The organism is Fluoribacter dumoffii NY 23, assembly GCF_000236165.1.
Taxonomy (GTDB): Bacteria; Pseudomonadota; Gammaproteobacteria; order Legionellales; family Legionellaceae; genus Legionella; species Legionella dumoffii.
The window spans coordinates 2,803,107-2,820,853 of sequence record NZ_CM001373.1 but is presented as its reverse complement, the minus strand read 5'-3'; the positions used below and the strand labels follow the sequence as shown (position 1 = coordinate 2,820,853).

Sequence of the window (17,747 nt, the reverse complement as noted above, 5' to 3'; positions counted from 1 at the left end):
TTAAGTACGGTATGATAAGAACACGAGTATTTACAGAAGACGATAGCTGTGTTGTATTTCCAATCGATGACCGCATCTTTCTAGGTGAAGGTTTGTTCGAGACGCTTAAGGTGGAGGGCGCTAAGCCTTGCTATGCCAATTTACATTGGCAGCGCCTCAGTGAGTCAGCCCCAAAAATGGGCATCCCCTTTGATCTGTCTTATGAGCAGTGGTTAGAGCATTTGCTTCATAAAATTAAACGGGATAATTTATATCACGGCGGCCTCAAAGCAATCTTGAGCGGGGGATCTGCGCCCCGGGGCTTAGGAGCTCATGGACAGATAAGCCACCTTGCATTTCAGACTTTTAACTATACTGTGGAAACGCATCCACTACGTTTGGTTAGTGCTTCATGGTTAAGAGATGAAAACAACCCCGTATATCAGGTTAAGTCAGTTAATTATCTGGAGGCTATCCTCGCCCGTCGTCAAGCAAATGCAACAGGGGCTGATGACGCCTTGTTTTTTAACTTGCAGCATCATGCTACAGAAACCACCTGCGCTAATTTGTTCTTGATAAAAAACCAAAGTTTGATGACCCCGCCCCTGGGGGATGGTGTGCTTCCCGGCATTACTCGCTCCAGAGTACTCCAACTTTCGACCCAACAAGGCATAATGTGTAAAGAAATTTCTTTAACAAAACCCATGCTGGAAGAGGCAGACGCCCTTTTTGTGACTAATTCACTACAGGGGATTCGGCCCATATGTTCTCTGGATAATAGGGAGTTTAATGTATCGCATCCGTTGCTTAATCAATTATCTTCTTTTTTGAGTATCTGAAACGGAAATTATTGAGATGCAGGATTTTTATAAAACACAGAACGAGGATAGCTAAACCTGCAATCAGAATTTCTTTATTTTTATAAAATGCACCTTGTTGTAATAGAGCCTCCATTCCTGCATAACCAAAATAAGTATAAATAATCTCGGCCGGAACCAGAAAAATAAAGGTAGTGATTAGATAGGAGCGAAATCCGATTCCCGTCAGACCTAAACCATAATTCACTATATTAAATGGAATAATGGGAAACAATCTTAGAACGGCTACAATCAGCCACCCTTTTTGCTCTACGGCGGAAATCAATTTTTTTAGTCTTTTTCCTTTCCTTTGCGAAAACCAGTTATAAACCAAATGCCGGGTGATTAAAAAAGAAAATGCAGCACCGCTTGTTGCACCGATTAAATTGAGAAGGGTGCCGAAAAAGGGTCCAAAAAGAGCCCCTCCCGCTAAGGTGATTACCATAGTGGGTAAAAACATAATGGTTGCAAAACAATATATAATTAAAAATAGAAGAGGTGCAAACCAACCAAGATGGTGAACCCAACTCATGATCTCACTTGAATATTTCTGAAAAAAGTAGGCTGTGGTAATTAGGAATCCCAAAGCTAAAATAATAAAAATTGTTTTAACAGGATGAAGGATGCGGTAATTCATAGATTTTTGGTATTGGAGAAAATCTGAGTTAGTAAACGCACTACGGCCCTTTGACGATCAATTTATCAGGAAGTCTATTATACCTGGGTGTACGTTGCAATCTTGAAAAAAAAGAATTGATTAGGTATAACCAAAGCGAGTTTTTATAAGAGAATCAGAAACATGGAACAAATGACCTGGAAGGAAAGACAACAACAGCGTGCGCGTAAATGGATTCGAGCCCTTTTAGCCCGCTGGTTTAAAGTAGAAATACGTGGTGATTATCACCCCAAATCTAACTCAGTCATTATTGCCAATCGAACCTCGACAATTGATTTGCTTTTGCTTGCAGCTTTCTTACCTGAGCAATTGACCGTAGCTTTTCCACCTCATTCATCGGGTAAACTCTGGATGAAAATGATGAAGCTTTTTGCGGATGTCCTTATCATTGACTCCACTAATGCTTTTGCTGCAAGGGCATTGGTAAAAGCAATACGGGAAGGGAAGCGTTGTGTAATCTTTCCTCAGGGAATTGGAATGCAGGAAGAGAGCCTGAAAGTTTTTGATGCTCCGGGAATGGTTTTACAAAAAGCAGGTTCTTCGGTCATCCCCGTACGTATCGATGGCGCTCAGCACAGTATTTTTTCAATAAGTAAAGACAAACACCTTATTCGTTTATTCCCAAAAATCATTTTGCATGTCTTGCCCACCCAATCCTTCGTACAGGATAAAAACAAGGCACTTGACCGCAACGCGATGAGCACCCGTTTGTTTCGTTTAATCAGCGAGCTTACTTTTGCAAACAGCTTTCAACCCATGTCCATGTTTGAAGCGCTTATCCAGGGAACTGCCCTGGGAACAAAAAATAAGGCCCGGATTGAAGATGCAAATCGTGCGCCTTTAACTCCCAAGCAATTTCTTGCGCGTTGCTTTATTTTAGGCCGGCAAATTAAAAAACAGACTCAGGCAGGAGAGCATGTAGGACTGATGTTACCTACTACTACGGCGGGCATGATCACTTTTTTTGCCTTGCATGCCTATCGGCGAATCCCCGCCATGCTCAATTTTAGCCTTGGACTTCATAATTTATTAGCTACGTGTAACGTTGCAGAAGTAAAAACAATTTATACGGCAAGACAGTTCATTACCACTGCAAAGCTGGAAGGCTTGGTCGAGGGCTTACAAAAGGCAGGGATTACCATTTATTTTCTCGAAGATTTTAAAACTTCCGTTAAGCTGGGACATAAACTTTCTGGATTGCTCAAAGGGACATTTCCTTCTCATGCCTATAGATTAATTGGAAATCCGGTTTCTCCCGAGGATACCGGGGTTATATTATTTACATCAGGTTCAGAAGGCATTCCCAAGGGAGTGGTCTTGACGCATGCCAATTTGCTGGCAAATTGTGCCCAATTAACTTCCCGGGTAGACTTCTCTTTTCGTGATAAATTTTTTAATTCCCTACCCATATTCCATTGCTTTGGGTTAACTACCGGTTCAATTCTTCCTCTTCTCCATGGCATCAGTTGCTTTTATTATCCCTCTCCCCTGCATTATAAGATAATTCCTGGGTTGGTCTATCAAACCGGGGCTACCATCATGTTTGGAACGGATACTTTTTTAACTGGTTATGCCCGAGCTGCAGAGCGGCATGATTTTAGCAGCGTGCGGTATATTTTTGCAGGCGCTGAGAAAGTAAAGCCTGAGACGATTCGCCACTGGATAGACACCTTCGGAGTAAAAATATATGAGGGCTATGGTGCTACAGAAGCTGCGCCGGTAATTTCCATGAATTGCCCCCTGGCTTCTATTCCAGGAAGTGTAGGGATGCTATTGCCATTTATGGAAAGCAGGATTAAACCGGTCGACGGTATTGCTGAGGGCGGGCGTTTAATATTGCGCGGTCCTAATGTAATGAAGGGTTATCTCTCCTCTGAGTGCCCGGGAAAGATTATCTCTCCGGTAGATGGATGGCATGATACAGGCGACATTGTCACCATGGATGAGGAAGGATTCATCACCATTGCCGGGCGGGCAAAACGATTTGCTAAAATTGCCGGTGAAATGGTATCTCTTACTGCGGTAGAAGGGGTTGCTGCTTCTATTTGGCCGGAGCTGCTGCATGCCGCTGTGAGTAAGAGCAGTCCCAAAAAAGGTGAAAAAATTATTTTGTATAGTGAAGCCCTCAACGCTGATAAAGCAAGTTTTGTAAAAAGAATACAAGAGCTCGATTATTCAGAATTACTTATCCCTCATCGAATTTTTCCCGGAAGCAAGATTCCAGTTTTGCCCTCAGGAAAAATTGATTACGTAACTATTGAAAAAATATTGGAAGAAGAAGTTGCTTAAATGCAACGTTCTTTTAAAGCTGCCCAAGGGAATAAGTTTTTTTATTTCTTACCCTCTCTATGAATGGAGGAGAGGGCTTTTCTTCATCATTTGGACAGTATTGGAAGGATTATTTTTTTAAAACATAACTACCAGGCGCATCCATAATCGGCTTAAAGGGCAGTTGCTCAAAATCAGGAGCCTGAACAAGTTTTCCGGAATGAGGATTTAGCCATTTTAACCATTCTGGCCACCAGGAGCCGGGATATTCAGTTGCTTGTTCGAGCCATTGCTCTGCATGTGCAGGAGCATGGATATTTACTTTATAGCTGTATTTTTTTGCTTCAGGCGCATTGATAATCCCTGCAATATGCCCCGACCCGCCAAGAACAAAGCGTTTGGGACCTTTCATCAGTTTGAATCCTAAATAGGTTGTTTTCCATGGGGCTATATGATCTTTTTCTGTGGAGAGGAAAAAAGTGGGGATTTCAATTGAGCTGACATCAATTGGAGTATGATTAAGGTGAATTTTACCGGGTTTCACCAAATCATTATGCAAATACATCCATCTTAAATACTGGGAATGCATGGTGGCCGGCATGTTAGTGCAATCTGAGTTCCAATATAATATATCGAAAGGTACCGGATTTTTACCACGGAGATAATTTTTAATAAAGAAAGACCAAATCAGGTCATTTGCCCGGAGTGAATTAAAGCTTGATGCCATAAATTTTCCCGCAAGGTAACCTTTTGTTTTCATTTCATTTTCCAGCTTTGAAATTTGCTGTTCGTCAATGAATACAGCAATATCTCCCGGGTCGCTGAAATCAATCATTGAAGCCAGAAAAGTGGCGCTGCGAATGGAATTGTCCTGGTGTGCTTTATTATAGGCAAGTACCATGGAGAGAAGCGTTCCCCCAATACAAAATCCCATGGTATTAACCTGCTTTACACCCAGTTGTTTTCGAATCGTGCTAATTGCGGTTAAAGGCCCTTCATTTAAATAATCATACAAGCTTTTATGAGAAAAATTTGAGTCTGGATTGATCCAGGAAATAATAAATACGGTGATTCCATGCTTTACTAACCAGCGTACCAACGAATTATGCGGGCTTAAATCCATTATATAATATTTGTTTATCCAAGGCGGAATGATAAGCAGAGGGGTTGATTTAACTTGGGTTGTTTGCGGGGTGTACTGGATAAGTTCCATCATGTTGTTGCGGAAAATTACTTTACCCGGCGTAACGGCAATATTTTCGCCTAACTTAAATGCCTCGGTATCGGTCATTTTAATCATGAGACGGGAGGAATCAGTTTCCAAGTCAGACAGCAAATTATGAAGTCCATGCAACAAATTTTTGCCATGGGTTTTCAATGTTTCATCCATAATTTGAGGATTGGTATGAATAAAATTAGCAGGAGACAGGGCATCCAAATATTGCTTGGTAAAAAATTGCAGACGTTTTGCTGTGCTCTGATCCGGATATTCCAGCTGTTCAAATAAAGTATTCATATGTTGGCTGGCCAAAAGGTAATGCTGGGTGAGCATATTAAAAAATGGATTATTAAGCCAGTCTTCCTCACGAAAACGAGGATCATTTATAGGCATGGGGGTTCCATTTAACCAATGCTGCATTTGTGCTTGCGCTAAATTAAAAGCATCTTTCCAGTAGGCAAGCTGCATTTCCCAGATTTTTTCCGGGTTCTGGAGAAGGATATGCATTACATTTTGAAAATGCTCAGTCAGCTCAATATACTGGTTGAGGATAAGTGTAAGTCGTAAAGGAGTTTCTTTAATATCCGTAATCATTTGCAGACTTTTTTCCGCTATGGCTTGCAGCAGTTCTCCAAGCTCTTTGTCATGGGTCATCCTATCTCCTGTCAGACAAATTAACAGGAGTATATTTTGGTTTTTTTATTACGGTTTAGCAAGTTTTATTATGTTAGAAAAGGAAAGTACCAACTGTCTGGGAAGTTTTTTTACCTGATAGGTAACTGTATTCGGAAGAATAGGAAAAAAACTGAAATTAGCACGCGTTTTTACCAATCTCTAATTTCTCCTTCATGCCAGAAAGAACCACTCTTTTTTTTCTTATTGACCAGCTCGTAAAGCTCGTGTGCTGTTTGCGCTGGAGGTTTGGGTGCATCAAGGGTGCCCATATCCGTTTTAACCCATCCTGGGTCAAAACTCGAAACAACTATTTCCGGTAACCGTTTTGCTAAAAGTAAGGTATACATATTCAGACAGGCTTTTGACATTTTATAATGCGGTACAGAAGCAGAACTGTTGGAACTGAAAGTACCCCATCCTGAAGAAATATTAATTATCTGACCGCGGGGAGTTAATTTAGGAAGGCATTGCTCAGTTAAATCAATAGTCCCAAATACATTAATAGCAAAAGTTTCCTTTAACTGGTTTAGACTGATTTTCTCCTCCTGCCAATTCTCCAAAAGTACCGCAGCATTATTAATTAAAACATCTATGTTCGTTAACTGGGTGGCAAAGTGCTTAATTTGCTCGGAGTCTGCCAAATTAAGGGTATGGATTTTCAAGTTTTTATGTTTGAGAGGAGTATGGCCACTCGTTGATGTTCCGATTACAGACCAGTTATTTGCTAAAAAGAGTTGAGCTGTTGCAAGCCCTATACCTCGACTAATCCCTGTAATAACAAGAGTGTTCACCTAATTTCTCCCTTTCCTTCATAGTGTACTGAGTGCACACTGCTCTTGGCTTCACTACACCGCAGGTATTCGTACATCAATGTTTAAAGTGACGGACTCCGGTAAAAACCATAATGATTCCATGTTCTTCTGCACAGGCGATAATTTGGGCATCCCTAATGGAACCCCCCGGTTGAATAATCGCTGAAATACCTGCTTCAGCAGCAATTTCAACAGTATCGGGGAAGGGGATAAATGCATCGGAGGCCATAACGGCACCATGAGTATCAAAGCCCATCTGTTCAGCTTGCCAAAGCCCAATACGAGCACTCATAACCCGACTGGTTTGGCCACCTCCCAATCCGATTGTGGCTGCCTCCCTCGCATAAACAATCGCGTTTGACTTGACGTGTTTCACGGCTCGCCAGGCAAATATTAGATCATTCATTTGTTGATCCGAGGGCGTAGCTTGGGTTACGGTTTTAAAATCGTAACTTTCCAGGGGGAATGAATCGTGTTCCTGGACGAGTAACCCCCCGTCTACCTTTTTCATATTTAATCGAAATGCATCCTCTTGTTTCCAGTATCCTGTTAGTAAAACACGAACATTTTCCTTGCCGGCAAGAATTTCTTTGGCTTCTTCACTCACTTCAGGAGCCAAAATGACCTCTACAAATTGTTTTTCGAGAATGGTTTTTGCAGTCACCCCATCCAGCTTTTGATTAAAAGCGATTATGCCGCCATACGCCGATACCGGATCGCATTGAAATGCTTTGAGATAAGCGTTAAAGGAAGAATCTCCAACAGCAATCCCACAAGGGTTTGCATGTTTGACAATAACACAAGTGGCTTTTTCGCTGGAAAAGGATTTAACACAATCTAAAGCAGCATCTGCATCAAGGAGGTTATTATAGGATAACTGTTTTCCCTGGCTTAGCTGAGCTGCCCCTAAAGATCCCGGGGCAATATTTTTATCTATATAAAAAGCAGCTTGCTGGTGAGGATTTTCTCCATAGCGCAGATCAATTTTTTTATTAAATTGGCAGGTAAGAGTCTCGGGGAATCCACAAGGAGTATATTGCTCATCCAAAGTGGTTAGGTAATTACTAATAGCTGCGTCATAGGCTGCTGTGTGGGCGAACGCTTTTTTAGCCAGAGCAAATCCCCAATCTGAGGGGACTTTTCGCGTTTTTAGATAGTGAATCAGTTCGTTGTAATCTTCAGGTTTGACTACTACATACGTGTGGGCATGGTTTTTTGCCGCAGAGCGGATCATGGCGGGACCGCCAATGTCAATATTTTCTATTGCTTCATTGAAATTGCAATCAGGACGACTTATGGTTTGTTCAAAGGGATATAAATTAATTACCAGCAAATCGATGGTGCTGATTGAGTGTTCCCTGAGTATTTGCTCATCTTTTTTTCCACGAGCGAGCAAACCTGCATGAATGACCGGATGTAAGGTTTTAACCCTGCCATCAAGCATTTCTGGATATCCTGTACATTCACTGACGTCTATAACGGGCAAGTCATGCTCTCTGAGCAGGGCCGCAGTATTCCCGGTGGCAATAAGTTCTACACCTTGTTGTTGGAGTGCCTTTCCCAATTCAACAATGCCACGTTTATCCGAGACACTAAGTAACGCTCTTTTGGGGGTAAAAGTGGAAAATTTATGTTCCCGGGCCATAATAACTTCCTTAACAATCGTAAGCTGAATGAAGCGAAATTCTCAGAATATATTTCGCGGTAGTACTTCAATTTAAAATTATTTGTGCTTAAAAACCAATAAGGACCATCCATTAAGATTTTCCTGATGGACTGCGCAAAACATTGAAGCGTAAGCTTTAAGCAATTCAGGGGCCTGTTCTTCCAGTATTCCTGATACTATGAGCATTCCTTGAGGTTTAAGCAATTGTTGGAAACGCTCTTTTAGAGTAATTAAAGGTGCTAATAATATATTAGCGATAATTAAATCGACAGGACTGGATAATTCATCGGGCAGGCTGATTGACAACTTTTCCTCGTCAAGATCGTTTGCTGATGCATTATTTTGTGTGGCCTGTAAGGCTTGTTGGTCAATATCGACTGCGTGCAGTTGTGCTGCCCCTAATTTTAAAGCAGCCAGGGAAAGTATTCCTGAACCACAACCATAGTCAATAACTGTTTTATTGGATAAATCAGCTTGTTCCAACCAGGTTAAACATAATGCAGTCGTAGGATGGGTTCCCGTGCCAAAAGCCAAACCCGGGTCTAACATCAGGTTGACCGCACTGGGTTCTGGCGGAGTAGACCAGGTGGGGCAAATCCACAGGCGTTGGCCAAAGCGTTGGGGTTTAAAATCATCCATCCAGGCTCTTTCCCAATCCTTGTCTTCCAACACTTCCAAAGTACAGGTGAATTCGGGGTAAGTTTGCTGGATGTGATCGCGAGTATGCTGCGCCTGAAACACTTCTGAAAACAGGGCTTGAATAATGACCTCAGGCCAGAGAGGAGTTGTTCCTGGTTCAGGTTCCAGAACCGGGTTATCGTTTTTATCGGTAAGCATAATCGATAATGCACCGAATTCTTCCAACTCCTCGCTTAGCAGCTCGATTTGCTGGCTTGGGCAATGTTCTATTTTCAATTGAAACCACACAGCATTTAGTCCTTCAACATTTTTTCCAGATAATGAATATTCGTCCCACCAGCAATAAAAGATTGATCATGGAAAATGTGTTGATGCAATTCAATGTTGGTTCTTATCCCATCAATAATAATTTCATCGAGTGCATTTCGCATTCTGGCAATAGCTTCTGCCCGAGTTGCTCCATAACTGATGAGTTTACCTATCATGGAATCGTAATTTGGTGGCACTGTATAACTGCTGTAAATATGAGAATCAAAACGAATCCCAGGGCCGCCAGGTTGGTGCAATAATTTTATTGTTCCTGGAGAGGGCATGAATGTTTTGGCATCTTCTGCATTGATTCGGCATTCAATTGCATGCCCGCGCAGTTTGATATCATCTTGAGTAAGGGTCATGGGGATGCCACTGGCAATCTTGATTTGTTCTTTAATCAAATCAATTCCGGTGATCATTTCCGTAACCGGATGTTCAACCTGGATGCGCGTATTCATTTCAATGAAATAAAAACATTCATCTTGATACAGGAATTCAAAAGTTCCGGCACCACGATATTTGAGTTCCTGACAGGCTTTGATAACAGAGTCGCCAATTTTTTTTCTGAGCTCAGGGGTAATTCCCGGAGCGGGGGCTTCTTCTACTACTTTTTGGTGGCGTCTTTGCATGGAGCAATCGCGTTCGCCCAGATGTATGGCTTTACCAAGGCCATCTCCGAGGACCTGGAATTCCACATGACGGGGATTTTCCAGAAATTTTTCCATATAGACAGTAGAATTATTAAATGCGGCTTTTGCTTCGCTGCGGGTAAGCGCAATGGAATTAAGCAGACTCGCTTCACTGTGAACAACGCGCATGCCTCGACCACCGCCGCCGCCAGCAGCTTTAATGATAACGGGATAGCCGATTTTTCGGGCAATTTCCAGATTCAAATGGTCATCATCGGACAAAGGTCCGTCTGAGCCAGGTACACAGGGAACTCCGGCTGCTTTCATCGCATTAATAGCAGAAACTTTGTCACCCATAAGGCGGATAGTATCGCCTCGTGGGCCGATAAAATGAAAGCCACTTTGCTCTACTATTTCAGCAAAGTCAGCATTTTCGGAAAGAAAACCATAGCCAGGGTGAATTGCTACCGCATCAGTAATTTCAGCAGCAGAAATAATGGCTGGAATGTTGAGGTAGCTTTTTTGTGCTGGGGCAGGCCCTATGCATACCGTTTCATCAGCAAGGCGAACATGTAATAAATCCTTGTCCACATCTGAGTGGACGGCTACAGTTTGAATGCCCAGTTCTTTACACGCACGTAAAATACGAAGAGCAATTTCACCTCTGTTGGCAATAACAATTTTACTGAGCATGAATGCACCCTCTATTCTATAACAAACAGGACCTGATCGTACTCTACAGGTTCTCCATTAGCGACAAGTATTTCTACGATTTTACCAGCGCGATCCGCTTCAATTTCATTAAACATTTTCATTGCTTCAACAATGCACAATACATCACCTGCTTTGACAGTTTGACCCAAAGATACGAAAGGGGGGCTTTCTGGTGCCGGGGAAGTATACATTGTACCTACCATGGGAGAACGTATTTTATGCCCTGCAGCGGTAGGCACAGGCTTGCTTTCATGATGTGCAGACGGTGCAGAAACAGGGGCGCTGTTCATAGCTGGAGGTGACTCCTGGCGCGGTGCGGGGGTAGAAACATAGTGAACCTGAGGAGCTTCCACCGCAGGAATACTGCTGTGACGGCTTAGGCGCAGCGATTCTTCACCTTCTTTAATTTCAATTTCAGAAATGCCGGTTTCTTCCAGCAATTCAATTAATTTTCTGATCTTACGAATGTCCATTATTTGATTCTCTTTCAATAATTGATGTTAATGCTAATAAATACCCTTGCGCGCCCAAACCACTGATGGTGCCTGTTGCTATATCAGAAAAATAGGAATGGTGGCGGAAAGGCTCTCGGGAATAAATATTGCTGATATGCACTTCAATGAACGGGATGGCAACCGCACATAAAGCATCCCTTAAGACTACACTGGTATGAGTGAATCCTGCGGGATTAAAAATTATGTTATTTATTTTGTCGATACCTGCTTGATGAATTGCTTTAATTAAATCAGCTTCAGAATTGCTTTGATAACAGGTTAATTCAAACCCAGCTTGCTGTGCTTCTTTGATTAAAAGTGTATTGATCTCATCCAGCGTCATGGCTCCATAAATTAAAGGCTCTCGAGTTCCAAGAAGGTTTAAATTTGGTCCATGTAAAACCAGAATTTTTTTCATAATTTGGTTAGTTCGAACAATTTTGCCAGATTTTGCCTGATCTTCCGAAAATTGTCCATATATCTCCGAGGATATCTACATGTTCTCCGCTTTTTATATTTCTATCATTAAGGGACGCGGGAAAAATTTGCGAGCTTAAGAACAGTAACCTAAACTTTAACTTTAGATAAAGAAGAAGTTATTTTAACGGAAAAAGACATTTTTTTTCAGCTTTTTGGAAAAAGGAATTTTTGATGCCGGAAATGGGTGAAAAGCAGGAAGTACATCCTGCAATCTATTTTGTTATTTTTATGATGATGATATTGGTGCAAATTTCAATTGATCAATATGTTCCATCACTTCCTGCCATTACCAAATCGTTTCATACTACAGAATCCTCAATTCAATTTACCGTGTTTATTTTTATGTTTGGGCTCGGAGTCTCCCACATTTTCTTTGGGCCTTTGTCTGATAAGATTGGTAGAAAATTGCCTTTGATTTATGGGATTGGAATAAGTGTTTTCGGGTGTCTGTGCTGTTTACTTGCTCCTTCAGTGGCGATTTTAACCCTGGGACGGTTCTTGCAAGGCTTTGGTATTGGTGCATGCAGCTCGGTTGGTCGTTCTTTGATCCGGGATCTGTTCACTGACCGATACTTATCAAAAATAGGCTCCTATGTGGGTATGGCAAGTACCCTTCTTTTAGTCGCCTCCCCTATTTGGGGTGGATTTATTCAAGAGCACTTCGGATGGAGGGCAAATTTTTTATTTATTTTCATAGTGGGTCTAACCTTCTGGATTTTTATCCTTTGGGTTTTACCTGAGACAAATAAAAATCTTAATCCTGATGCGACGAAAATAAGAGTCATCCAGCACAATTATCTGGCTTTATTAAAATCAAAAATTTTTTTAGGGTATACTTTATGTGCTTGCTTTGCATGCGCCGGTTTGGTTGCTTATCTGACTATTGCTCCCTTCTTGTTTCAAAATGTATTGGGTTTAAGTCCTTTAGAGTATGGCCAATTGTCTATTTTTATTGCTGTTGCAATCTGTCTTAGCGGCGTCATCAACAGTCAATTAGTAATGCATAAAGGAGTTCCGTACATGTTATTCATTGGTGTGTTTTTAATGCTCAGCGGGGGAGGGATTATGCTCAGTTTTGCCCTTGCGGGAATCACGAATGTTTTAACAATTATGGTTCCCATCGCTTTATTCAGTATGGGAGCAGGATTTACTTTTATTAATGCCTTTTCAGGAGTATTTCACCCGTTTCCACAAATTGCCGGCACAGTGGCTGCTTTGTATGTAAGTTTGCAAGATTTAACCGCGGCCTTAACCAGCGGCATAATTGCATTGATCAAAATACAAGGTCAGCTCTCATTGGCTGTAATTTTACTTGTACTTGGCCTAAGCGCCGTGGCTGCTTGGTATTACCAAGATACGATAACTCAATAGACCGCTCTTTATTTTCTCACATCCTGAAAAAGAAATGAGGAATATATTTTTTCATCCACTCCTCAATATTTTCAAATAGGTTCGAAATGAGACCATAAATAATAATTTCAAAAACACCAAAATTATGCTAGTTTGGATTAGTTTTTAGAATTTTTTTGGGTGTTCTTCAGGTGTAACTCATAGTCGATCCCGTCAAGTTATTTCTGTGGCTTGATTTATGGATTAATGGGTTCGATTGATGAGTTGCTTTCAATTTAGTTAAGTTGCAATAAGGAGTGGGTTTCAATGCATCATAATTACTATTTGTCTCCATTAGCTGTCGCTCTGGCTTTAGGAATAGCATCCTCTGCGAGAGCTGCAGAACCTATGCCTTTACAGAAGGCATCTCTTAACCAAGTAAAGCAAAAGTTTGCTTTAACGATTCAAGGTATTTCAGCTGCTAAAGACAGTTTACAATTCGTTAGTGAACATACTGACGTTAATAAAGTAACTCACGTCCGTATGCAACAACAATACGTAGGATTTCCTGTCTATGGCGGGTATGCAATCATGCACAGCATGCATACTGTAAAATCATTAGGAAAGGCACAGGAAAATGTTTCCATGAATGGGGTTGTTTATCAAGGATTGCAGACTGAATTAGGTCAACCCGATGCTTCTTTTGTAAAAAATGCTGATACAGCCTTAGAGCTATTTAAAGCCAAGTATGCAGGTAAAGAGGTAAGTGAAGGCAAAGTTATTCCTATGGTTTACATCGATTCCCAGCATAAAGCGCATTGGGCTTATAAAGTGAGTGCCTTGGTTACTCACAAAGATAAAATTCCAGAGCGTCCAACTGCGATTATTGATGCCAAAACAAACCAGGCTTTTGTACAGTGGAATGATATAAAAACTCAAAGTCGCGATGTTGTTAAAGGATCTGGTTTTGGTGGAAATAACAAAATAGGTTTTATTCAATACGGTAGTGACTTGCCCTATCTTGATATAACTCGTGATTCTCATCTTTCCTCCTGCTTTATGGAAAATTCTGCTGTTAAAGTCATTGATATGGACCATAAATACAGTTCCCGTAGTAGAGCCATGAAGTTTAATTGCTCAGCAAATGACGCAGGTATTTATCTTACCGGCTATAAAGGAGATGGATACGATAAAGAAAATGGGGCTGCCTCTCCAACGAATGATGCCTTATATGCGGGTCATGTGATCCATTATATGTATCAGGATTGGTACAACACCAATGCCTTAAGCAACGCGGATGGCTCGCCGATGAAATTGGTTATGCGGGTTCATTACGGTGAAGGTTATGAAAATGCCTATTGGGATGGCCAGCAGATGACTTTTGGAGATGGTGATACGATGATGTATCCATTGGTATCTCTGGGGGTAGCTGCTCATGAAATCAGCCATGGGTTTACCGAACAGCATTCCAATCTCGAATATTATGGCCAGTCAGGAGGTATGAATGAAGCATTCTCTGATATGGCAGCTCAAGCAGCTGAATATTATTCTGTAAATAAAAGCACCTGGCAAATTGGTGGCGAGATCATGAAAGAAGACAGCGGCTATGATGCATTACGTTATATGGATTTGCCAAGCCGAGATGGTGAGTCTATTGATACTGCTGACGAATATTATGGTGGTCTGGATGTTCATTATTCCAGTGGGGTATACAACCATCTATTCTACATTATGGCAAATCAACCCAGTTGGAATACTCGTTTAGCTTTCGATGTTATGGTTAAAGCCAACATGGATTACTGGACACCTTATTCAAACTTTGATGAAGGCGGTGAGGGTCTGGTTAGTGCTATTAATGATTTGGTGGCAGCTGATCCAAACCATGTGAGATATCCTGCAACTGCAGTATGTGATGTTAAAAAGTCATTAAATGAAGTTAAAATCGTAACCAATATGGACGGTTGTACTTCAAACTAATCGGTACGCATAAATTCAGCCAGAAGTTTACTTATAACTTCTGGCTCTTCCATATGTATATGGTGTCCACCATCAAGCTTTTTAAGGACAAGATTTTTTACTGCTTTAATGCGGTTGTTAATTTGTTCGGTATCAAAAGCAAAGCCTCTGCTGGATAAAAGTAAAAATGTCTTTGCTGTGATTTCCTGCAAACAAGAGAGTATTTGCTCTTCGGTCATGCGCAAAGGTGAACGAACCAGTAAACGCGAATCATGTCGCCAGTAAAATTTCCCTTTTTGTTCTATCAAACCGCGTTCACAAAGTATTTTTGCAATATCCAAAGAAACGTATCCTTTAAAAGCACGGGCGAGGGCAGCGCTGTTTATATGGTCATAACCTTTAGGCTTTTTGTTTTCCCGAGTAAGATAATGCGCATATTCCCTTAATTGTTCACATGCAGTTTCTGCCGGATGGGAAAATGGGCCTAATCCTTCAATCAAAACTAGGGAATGAAATCGTTCTGGAACAACACCGCCTACTAAACTTGCAAGACAAGCCCCCATGGAATGGCCTAATAGATGTACTTTATCTATTTTTAGGGCATTGAGAACTTCAATAACAATGAATATTCCATCAAAAAAATGATAATGACACCCTTCAGGTAGATGGGAGGAATGACCATGTCCCGGCAAATCCACGGCTACAAAATAAAAATCATTTTTTAAATAGGAGGCAAGGGGAGCAAAGCTATTTGCATTATCCAGCCAACCATGAAGAGCAAGAATAGCGGGTTTATCAGGATTTCCCCATACTTTGCAAGCTATAGAAAAGCCTGGAATTTTAAGCGTTAGGTTTTTCATTTTACCTGCTTTTTATAATTTTTATTGGCAATCATTATATCTCTAGTGCAACCAGGAAGGCTATAATTGATTAGAGGAGGATCATCTCCTTGAATTTCAACCAATGCAAAGATTAGCTTACCTTTGGGCAAGTGACGCTCCTTTAAATAGCGTCAGTAATTTTTATATCTGTTTAGTGTTATGCTTATTACAAGAATTTGAAAAGAGTAAACTATGCAAGAAGAGGTACGAAGCGTTTCCTTAATAACCTATAATATTCATAAAGGATTTGGTCTTGGGGCTGTGCGTTTTTTGCTTCCTAAAATGCGTGAGGCAATTACCAGCCTGAATCCGGATTTTGTCTTTTTACAAGAAGTCCAAGGCGAGCACGTAAAGCGGCAAAAACGAATCAATGCCTGGCCTGATTCCCCCCAATTTGAATATATTGCTGAAAACATATGGCCGCATTATGTGTATGCAAAAAATGCTGTGTATGAATCTGGGCATCATGGAAATGCTATTTTAAGCAAATATGGCTTTGAGCGGTTTGAAAATATTAATCTTGCAAACATTCGCAGGGCTTCCAGAGGAATATTACACGCGCAACTAAAACTGGATAATATCACTATTCACTTATTATGCGTCCACTTAGGTCTTTTTAAAGCCGAACGCACGGTGCAATGTAATACTTTAATGCAAAGGATTAAGGATGTAGTGCCGCACAATGAACCGTTGCTGATGGCGGGGGATTTTAATGATTGGCGGACTATCATTTCCAAACCCTTGGCGGAGAACCTAAATATAGAAGAAGCTTTTGTTTCAGTGGAAGGACAGCATGCACGATCATTCCCTGCAATCAGACCTGCACTATGTGTAGACCGTGTTTATTTTCGTGGAATGAAAGTTCAAGAAGTAGCGTGTTTGCATGGCAAGCCCTGGCGGATGCTTTCCGATCATTTGCCCCTGTATGCACGTTTTGAGTTAATTAAAGATTAACTCGATGAGGAATAGATAGAGTCTAAATACCATAGGAGCATTTGATTTATCGGCCTATTAAAGATAAGGATTAGAGTAAAAAAAATCAGGATGAAAAACCGGTTTAAAAAATAAAGGGAACTTTTAGACGCATTCTCTTCTTCAAAAGAGGAAAATCCTGTATACCAGTTACGAATCCCAATGCATACAGGCAAATAAAGCAATACTACAATTTCACTAAAAATACGCGGCTCCATAAAATTGCCGATAAAAAGTAAGCCTATAAAATATACGGCGACTAAATAACGTAGGGGCCGATAGATTTTGGGAATATAATCATAGAAACCAAACCAAAACAACGGTAATCCAGCAAAGCAAAAGCAAAACATCAACAAATTATGATCAGTAAACAGCCACTGCAGGTTTGCCGCAAAATGGGTATTAGAATTGATATCCGTCCACTCTACCAGTTTCCCTGGTATCGCGCCCAGACTGCTAATAACGATTATCCGCGCCCCTATATAGGCAAAGAGGGAGAAAAACAGCGGTTTAACTAATTGTTTTATCTTTTGCCAATGCAAAATAGGGATGAGCAATACCAATAAAATACTGCTTTCCCGATTAAGCGTTGCCAGGAAAACTAAAGGAATAAAATAAAACCATTTGGCCTGCAGACACCATAAAAAACCTAATGCGGTAAAGAAAACAGCCGGAGTATCGGAAGGATAAAAGAAAGTGGCAACTCCTCCCACGGTAAAACGGTAATTAATTATCGTGATTAAGGGCAAAAGTAAAATGAATAACCAGCCTAGTAGCTGAGATGCACGGGTATTAAACTCAAATCTTAATAACTGATATATCCCCACATACATTAGACCGGTAAACAGGCATTCCACTAAAAAAAACCAATTGCCTGATTTAATGGGTAAAAATAAAAGGGGATAGACTAAAATGGGAATTAATACTCGTTGGGCATAGGGAAAACGTATTGAGAAATTACCTATCTGTTCAAAACTGGTATCAACAAAAGGATGCGTAAGCGTGTAATGCAAAAACGCATATCCAAGCAATAATGCAACGGTTATAAAACGCAATTTATAGCGTAAAAAATCCTTATTCATGTTTATTCCTAAAATTGCTTTTTCATCATGAAGTCAGCATTGCAGCTGAATGAAGGTGCAGCAGGTCAAGAACCCGTTCAAAAGGATTTGGCCTCGCTTACTCCAGT

14 protein-coding genes and 1 pseudogene are annotated in these 17,747 nt (G+C 40.9%); 5 read left to right on the top strand and 10 right to left on the bottom strand.

The genetic code is table 11. The annotated features are described in order from the left end of the window. Nucleotides 1-11: 11 nt before the first annotated feature. Nucleotides 12-818, top strand: a complete 807-nt coding sequence (locus KYQ_RS12800; protein ID WP_010654658.1) for an aminotransferase class IV — start codon at nucleotides 12-14, stop codon at nucleotides 816-818. Here the strand turns inward: KYQ_RS12800 and KYQ_RS12795 are convergent. Then, nucleotides 787-1,368 (bottom strand): TVP38/TMEM64 family protein, encoded by a 582-nt coding sequence (locus KYQ_RS12795; protein WP_231294556.1) that lies wholly within the window; start codon nucleotides 1,366-1,368, stop codon nucleotides 787-789. The two genes, KYQ_RS12800 and KYQ_RS12795, sit on opposite strands and share 32 nt — an antisense overlap. 267 nt (nucleotides 1,369-1,635) lie before the next feature. Here KYQ_RS12795 and KYQ_RS12790 point away from each other — a divergent pair, with 267 nt between their 5' ends. Beyond that, on the top strand, nucleotides 1,636-3,801 hold the full coding sequence (locus tag KYQ_RS12790; protein WP_010654656.1) for an AMP-binding protein: 2,166 nt from the start codon (nucleotides 1,636-1,638) through the stop codon (nucleotides 3,799-3,801). A 109-nt stretch (nucleotides 3,802-3,910) separates the two neighbouring features. On the opposite strand, the gene KYQ_RS12785 is transcribed toward KYQ_RS12790, so the two are convergent. The 7 genes from KYQ_RS12785 to aroQ form a co-directional block, all read right to left on the bottom strand. Then, complete coding sequence (locus KYQ_RS12785; RefSeq protein ID WP_010654655.1) at nucleotides 3,911-5,653, bottom strand: PHA/PHB synthase family protein; 1,743 nt, start codon at nucleotides 5,651-5,653, stop codon at nucleotides 3,911-3,913. Between the two features lie 170 nt (nucleotides 5,654-5,823). Next, nucleotides 5,824-6,465, bottom strand: coding sequence for an SDR family NAD(P)-dependent oxidoreductase (locus tag KYQ_RS12780; RefSeq protein ID WP_010654654.1), 642 nt, complete (start codon nucleotides 6,463-6,465; stop codon nucleotides 5,824-5,826). 76 nt (nucleotides 6,466-6,541) lie between these two features. Beyond that, a complete protein-coding gene (gene purH, locus KYQ_RS12775; protein WP_010654653.1) occupies nucleotides 6,542-8,131 on the bottom strand; it encodes a bifunctional phosphoribosylaminoimidazolecarboxamide formyltransferase/IMP cyclohydrolase in 1,590 nt (529 codons plus the stop codon). A gap of 78 nt (nucleotides 8,132-8,209) precedes the next feature. Then, entirely contained in the window at nucleotides 8,210-9,079 is an 870-nt protein-coding gene (gene prmA, locus KYQ_RS12770; RefSeq protein WP_010654652.1) for a 50S ribosomal protein L11 methyltransferase, read from the bottom strand. Between the two features lie 5 nt (nucleotides 9,080-9,084). Beyond that, nucleotides 9,085-10,425 (bottom strand): acetyl-CoA carboxylase biotin carboxylase subunit, encoded by a 1,341-nt coding sequence (accC, locus tag KYQ_RS12765; RefSeq protein WP_019350154.1) that lies wholly within the window; start codon nucleotides 10,423-10,425, stop codon nucleotides 9,085-9,087. Between the two features lie 11 nt (nucleotides 10,426-10,436). Next, nucleotides 10,437-10,919 (bottom strand): acetyl-CoA carboxylase biotin carboxyl carrier protein, encoded by a 483-nt coding sequence (gene accB / locus KYQ_RS12760; protein WP_010654650.1) that lies wholly within the window; start codon nucleotides 10,917-10,919, stop codon nucleotides 10,437-10,439. Next, a complete protein-coding gene (gene aroQ, locus KYQ_RS12755; protein WP_010654649.1) occupies nucleotides 10,906-11,358 on the bottom strand; it encodes a type II 3-dehydroquinate dehydratase in 453 nt (150 codons plus the stop codon). Before aroQ ends, accB begins: the two co-directional genes overlap by 14 nt. A gap of 218 nt (nucleotides 11,359-11,576) precedes the next feature. On the opposite strand from aroQ, the pseudogene KYQ_RS12750 reads away from it, so the two are divergent. After that, nucleotides 11,577-12,791: pseudogene (locus KYQ_RS12750) on the top strand (multidrug effflux MFS transporter); the annotation flags it as partial. A 285-nt stretch (nucleotides 12,792-13,076) separates the two neighbouring features. Beyond that, nucleotides 13,077-14,726, top strand: a complete 1,650-nt coding sequence (gene proA, locus KYQ_RS12745; protein WP_010654647.1) for a zinc metalloprotease ProA — start codon at nucleotides 13,077-13,079, stop codon at nucleotides 14,724-14,726. On the opposite strand, the gene KYQ_RS12740 is transcribed toward proA, so the two are convergent. Next, the gene (locus tag KYQ_RS12740) at nucleotides 14,723-15,565 is read right to left on the bottom strand and encodes an alpha/beta fold hydrolase (protein ID WP_010654646.1); all 843 of its coding nucleotides are present in this window, start codon (nucleotides 15,563-15,565) and stop codon (nucleotides 14,723-14,725) included. The two genes, proA and KYQ_RS12740, sit on opposite strands and share 4 nt — an antisense overlap. A 213-nt stretch (nucleotides 15,566-15,778) precedes the next feature. Between KYQ_RS12740 and KYQ_RS12730 the strand changes: the two genes are divergently transcribed. Further along, nucleotides 15,779-16,540 carry an endonuclease/exonuclease/phosphatase family protein gene (locus KYQ_RS12730; RefSeq protein ID WP_010654645.1) on the top strand — a complete coding sequence of 254 codons (762 nt, stop codon included), beginning with the start codon at nucleotides 15,779-15,781 and terminating at the stop codon, nucleotides 16,538-16,540. Here KYQ_RS12730 and KYQ_RS12725 read toward each other — a convergent pair. Continuing rightward, on the bottom strand, nucleotides 16,537-17,640 hold the full coding sequence (locus KYQ_RS12725; protein WP_010654644.1) for a hypothetical protein: 1,104 nt from the start codon (nucleotides 17,638-17,640) through the stop codon (nucleotides 16,537-16,539). The two genes, KYQ_RS12730 and KYQ_RS12725, sit on opposite strands and share 4 nt — an antisense overlap. Nucleotides 17,641-17,747: the final 107 nt, after the last annotated feature.

Coding starts and splice junctions, on each gene's coding strand:
- KYQ_RS12795 (WP_231294556.1), bottom strand. CDS start 1,368: ATGAGTTGGGTTCACCATCTTGGTTGGTTTGCACCTCTTCTATTTTTA.
- aroQ (WP_010654649.1), bottom strand. CDS start 11,358: ATGAAAAAAATTCTGGTTTTACATGGACCAAATTTAAACCTTCTTGGA.
- KYQ_RS12730 (WP_010654645.1), top strand. CDS start 15,779: ATGCAAGAAGAGGTACGAAGCGTTTCCTTAATAACCTATAATATTCAT.
- accC (WP_019350154.1), bottom strand. CDS start 10,425: ATGCTCAGTAAAATTGTTATTGCCAACAGAGGTGAAATTGCTCTTCGT.
- KYQ_RS12725 (WP_010654644.1), bottom strand. CDS start 17,640: ATGAATAAGGATTTTTTACGCTATAAATTGCGTTTTATAACCGTTGCA.
- KYQ_RS12800 (WP_010654658.1), top strand. CDS start 12: ATGATAAGAACACGAGTATTTACAGAAGACGATAGCTGTGTTGTATTT.
- KYQ_RS12740 (WP_010654646.1), bottom strand. CDS start 15,565: ATGAAAAACCTAACGCTTAAAATTCCAGGCTTTTCTATAGCTTGCAAA.
- KYQ_RS12790 (WP_010654656.1), top strand. CDS start 1,636: ATGGAACAAATGACCTGGAAGGAAAGACAACAACAGCGTGCGCGTAAA.
- accB (WP_010654650.1), bottom strand. CDS start 10,919: ATGGACATTCGTAAGATCAGAAAATTAATTGAATTGCTGGAAGAAACC.
- KYQ_RS12785 (WP_010654655.1), bottom strand. CDS start 5,653: ATGACCCATGACAAAGAGCTTGGAGAACTGCTGCAAGCCATAGCGGAA.
- proA (WP_010654647.1), top strand. CDS start 13,077: ATGCATCATAATTACTATTTGTCTCCATTAGCTGTCGCTCTGGCTTTA.
- purH (WP_010654653.1), bottom strand. CDS start 8,131: ATGGCCCGGGAACATAAATTTTCCACTTTTACCCCCAAAAGAGCGTTA.